General features: G+C 37.8%; 2 protein-coding genes. One reads left to right on the plus strand and one right to left on the minus strand.

Annotated features, from left to right (window positions below; genetic code table 11):
• Positions 1–34 precede the first annotated feature (34 nt).
• Positions 35–343, minus strand: a complete 309-nt coding sequence (locus tag AC1DDX_RS26620) for a GNAT family N-acetyltransferase (RefSeq protein WP_172663703.1) — start codon at positions 341–343, stop codon at positions 35–37.
• Positions 344–509: 166 nt separating this feature from the next.
• Between AC1DDX_RS26620 and AC1DDX_RS26625 the strand changes: the two genes are divergently transcribed.
• The coding region (locus tag AC1DDX_RS26625) for a PSD1 and planctomycete cytochrome C domain-containing protein (RefSeq protein ID WP_477622948.1) at positions 510–2254 on the plus strand (1745 nt) is incomplete at its 3' end.

A 2254-nucleotide genomic window follows, 5' to 3' on the forward strand; every position in this document is an offset into this window, starting at 1 on the left:
CTGTTAAAGGAAGTAAATACGTTATAAAATAGGCTTAAAAAGGGGGTACACCTTCATCTAAAATTCTGTTCCATTCGGTGTGTCTTTTTAGGTATGTTACTACAAATGGACATAGAGGGATGAGTTTATAGTCGTTGTCTTCCAGGTAAGCTAATGTTTTCTCAACTATTGCAGTTGCAGTTCCCCTTCCTTTAAGTTCTTCGGGTGCTTCAGTATGGATCAGCCATATCTTTTTACCATGCTCCTTGTAATCTATAAAAGTCAGATAATTATCTGTTTTGAGCTCAAATCTATTTTTTTCTGAATTTTTTATCAGCGGTACATCGTTAAATTCTGCATTCATTTTTTGTTGTATTTAGAGTGATATATTCTACAACAATTTAATCAATAAAAATTTCATATTCTGCTTTTTAAGAAAATAATAATTGGTATTTAAAGTATTTATTCTAAATTTATAGAAGCAGACAAGTGAAAGCTTGTCTGTACAATTGAAACCAAATAGATATTGTATGTACCGTAGGCTTTTTTATTTACTGCTGACGTTTTTTGCTATTGTGTATATTATACAGGCATGTAACAGCTCATCTTCAAATCAGGTAGCCGAAGAACAGTTGCCTGATAGTATCAGTTACAATTTCAATGTCAGGCCAATTCTTTCTGATAAGTGCTTTATCTGTCACGGCCCCGATGCGAATAAACGACAAGCAGATTTAAGATTAGATATTGCTGAGGAAGCCTATAAGGCGTTAAAAGAAAATCCATCAGCGCATGCCCTTGTACCTTTTAAACCTAATGCATCTGAAGTGTTTTTAAGGATTTCCACAAAGGATACGGCATATATGATGCCTCCGAAGTCCTCAAATCTAAAATTGACTGCTAATGAGATTTCTATAATAGAGAAATGGATTAAGCAAGGAGCTAAATACGAAAAGCATTGGGCTTTTACTCCTCCTAAAGCTCCCCAAATGCCTAAGATTAAGGATGCTAAATGGGTGAAAAATGAGATAGATTATTTTGTGCTTGATAAACTGGAACATAAAGGAGTAGTACCTAACCCCGAAGCGGATAAGGAAAGGTTATTAAAGCGTGCTAGTCTTGACATTACCGGTTTGCCACCCTCTATTGAGATGATGGATAAATTTCTTGCTGATTCCAGTAGTAACGCATATGAGAAGGTTGTGGAGTCGCTACTATCAAGTCCAGCTTATGGGGAACGGATGGCATTGCACTGGTTAGATGTTGCCAGATATGCTGATTCTCACGGGTATCAGGATGATAATTACCGTAGTCAGTGGCCTTGGAGAGATTGGGTTATTCATGCTTTTAATGAAAATATGCCCTATAATCAATTTGTGACCTGGCAGCTTGCCGGAGATTTGATGCCAAATGCCTCGAAAGAACAGCTTTTGGCAACAGGTTTTAACAGGAATCATAAAATAACAGAAGAAGGTGGTGTAATTGATGAAGAATATAGGGTTGAGTATGTTACTGACCGCACCAATACTTTTGGGAAAGCCATTATAGGTGTTACGCTGGAATGTGCTCATTGTCATGATCATAAGTACGATCCATTTTCGCAAAAGGAATACTACCAGGTATTTGCTTTTTTTAACAATGTAAAAGAAGTAGGAATTGAGTCTGTTGTTGGCGGCCCGGAGACTTATGCAAAAAAACCGCTGATGGAAATTAGCAATGCTGATGTTAAAGAAATATTGAAGTTTGTAAATAAGCAGGATACGAATAAATTAATCGTATCAGTAATGGGTGATCAGGATACAGTTAGAAAAACCTATTTACTAAAAAGGGGTGTATATGATGCGCATGGTGAGGTGGTGGAAGCCGGAACGCCTAAATCATTACTTTCATTTAGTGATAAATACCCTAAAAACAGACTTGGGTTAACGCAATGGTTATTCGATAAGAAAAATCCGCTTACTTCAAGAGTATTTGTAAATCAGGTATGGCAAGAGTTTTTTGGACGAGGTATTGTTAAAACTTCGGGAGATTTTGGGATGCAGGGAGAGTTACCTTCGCACCCCGAATTACTCGACTGGCTTGCGGTTGATTTTATGAACCATGGGTGGAACATCAAACGCCTTGTTAAGCAAATAGCATTGTCTGCAACCTATAGACAATCTGCTGTAGTCTCTCCGGAAAAACTGAAGACCGATCCGGATAACATTCTTTTGGCAAGAGCGCCGCGTTATCGTATCCCTGCTGAACTTGTCAGAGATGTGGTGCTTTCCAGTAGTGG

The organism is Pedobacter sp. 10L46_2, assembly GCF_056395165.1.